1 protein-coding gene and 1 pseudogene are annotated in these 2,149 nt (G+C 63.0%); both read left to right on the forward strand.

Annotated elements, in window-relative coordinates; translation table 11 throughout:
• Positions 1-123 (forward strand): annotated as a pseudogene (locus tag M7H45_RS00155) (IS5/IS1182 family transposase); the annotation flags it as partial.
• Between the two features lie 167 nt (positions 124-290).
• A complete protein-coding gene (locus tag M7H45_RS00160) occupies positions 291-2,012 on the forward strand; it encodes a cytochrome c biogenesis protein DipZ (protein ID WP_298213480.1) in 1,722 nt (573 codons plus the stop codon).
• Positions 2,013-2,149 lie beyond the last annotated feature (137 nt).

Consider the following 2,149-nt stretch of genomic DNA (forward strand, 5'->3'; position numbering starts at 1 on the left):
CTCGTCGAGCGGTTCTTCAACAAATTAAAACAGTTCCGCCGGGTTGCCACCAGATATGACAAGCTCCTCGCTAACTATAGAGGCTTCGTACTCCTCGCCGCCATCGCAATCCTGCTCAAATAATTCGTCACTACGACCTAGGCTGACTGGTACAATCGCGGCTGTTGGGTTATCATACGGGGAAACGTCGGTTAGTATTTTTCACCGACTGAACCATCCAGCACGTCCGCAAGCACCCGAAACGATGCTTGCCTGGAGCCAACGCATCGTACCGCGGAGAGGAATCGGCTATGTTGAGTCTGTTGGCGGTGTCCTATCTGGGCGGCGTGCTCACCATTTTAAGCCCCTGTATCTTGCCCGTGCTGCCCTTTGTTTTCGCGCGTGCCGGGCGGCCATTCGCCGTCAGTACCCTCCCGCTTCTTGCCGGCATGGCGGTGACTTTCGCGGCCTTGGCCTCGCTGGCGGCACTTGGCGGGGGTTGGGTCGTGCGGACCAACGAATATGGCCGGGACATCGCCTTGGCACTGTTCGCTCTGCTGGGATTGACTCTGCTCTTTCCCGTTCTGGCCGATAGATTGACCCGGCCGCTGGTGGCGCTGGGCAACAGGCTTTCAGCGGCGGCGCAGACGCAGCGGCATGAGGCCATCGGGGCCGCGCTGCTCGGCGGGGCGGTGGGTTTTTTATGGGCGCCCTGCGCCGGGCCAATTTTGGGCCTCGTGCTCGCGGGGGCGGCGCTCTCCGGGGTTAACCCGCGCACGGCCTTTCTTCTGTTGGCCTATGCCGCCGGGGCGGCTACCTCGCTTGGCCTGGTTGTGGGTGCGGGCGGCGCGTTGTTCAAGCAGATGAAGCGCGGTTTGCATCTTGGCGAATGGGTGCGCCGTGTGGCCGGGGTCGTGGTGCTGCTGGGCGTGGCGGGCATCGCGTCGGGTGCGGAAACGGGCGCGCTGGCCCGGCTTTCCTCCTCCAACACCACGACGCTGGAGCAGGGTCTGCTGCGCCTGTTTGGCGCACCGCCGGCATCTTCCGCCCCAATGCCCGCGAGCGTCACCCAGGCGGACCAATTACCGCCGCTGACCGGCGCAACCGCCTGGCTGAATTCCCCCCCGTTAACCCCGGCGGAGTTGCGCGGCAAGGTGGTGCTGATCGATTTTTGGACATATTCCTGCATCAACTGCCTGCGCACCTTGCCTTACCTCATCGCCTGGAACGCCAAATACAAGGATCATGGTCTCGTCATCATCGGTGTGCACTCGCCGGAATTCGCCTTCGAGCGCGATACAGCCAATGTCGCGGAGGCGCTGAAACGGCTGGGCATCACCTATCCCGTGGCGGTGGACAGTAACCTGGCCATCTGGAACGCCTTCGCCAACCAATACTGGCCCGCGGAGTACCTGGTGAACGCGGAGCAGCAGGTGATAAGCAGCCATTTCGGCGAGGGTGACTATGCGGCCTCGGAAATGGAGATCCAGCGGCAGCTTCGCCTCGCGGGCTATCCCGATGTGCCGGGCGGTGTGGTGACACCCAGCGGCAGCGGCGCCGAAGCCGCCGGCGACCTGGCGGATGAGAATTCGCCCGAGACCTATATCGGCTATGCGCGCGCGGAGAATTTCGCCTCCCCGCAGGGCATGGGCGAGGACCAGCCGGAACGTTACACGATCCCTGCAAGCCTGGAACTTAATCAATGGGCGCTGGGCGGGGTGTGGCAGGATGGCGCCCAATCCGCGCGGCTCGTGAGCGCGCCGGGGAGCATCGCCTTCCATTTCCAGGCCCGCGATCTGCATCTCGTGCTCGGACCCGGCAAGCCGGGCGAGACGATCCGCTTTCGCGTGCTGCTTGATGGCACCGCCCCCGGCGCCGACCATGGCGTGGATACGGACCCCGAAGGCTACGGCGCGGTGGATAGTGAGCGTCTGTACCAGCTGGTACGCCAGAGCAGCACGGTGCGCGGCCGCGTCTTCACCATTCAATTCCTCGCCCCAGACGTGAAGGCCTATAGTTTCACGTTCGGCTAGCAGTCTGTCGGATTCCCTTGGCTGGTGGGATGGTGCAAGATTGGTGAATGGCGAATTTCATTCCGTTCAACCGCGACCAGTCATACCAGCCCGCCAATTAATTGACTCTATCAGCCAGGTGGCGGGCTGGTATAAGT

Origin of the sequence: Acidocella sp. (genome assembly GCF_027352905.1) — a bacterium.
Lineage (GTDB): Bacteria > Pseudomonadota > Alphaproteobacteria > Acetobacterales > Acetobacteraceae > Acidocella.

Bases quoted from the DNA above. Each gene is read 5' to 3' on its own strand.
- M7H45_RS00160 (WP_298213480.1), top strand. From the start codon at position 291: ATGTTGAGTCTGTTGGCGGTGTCCTATCTGGGCGGCGTGCTCACCATT.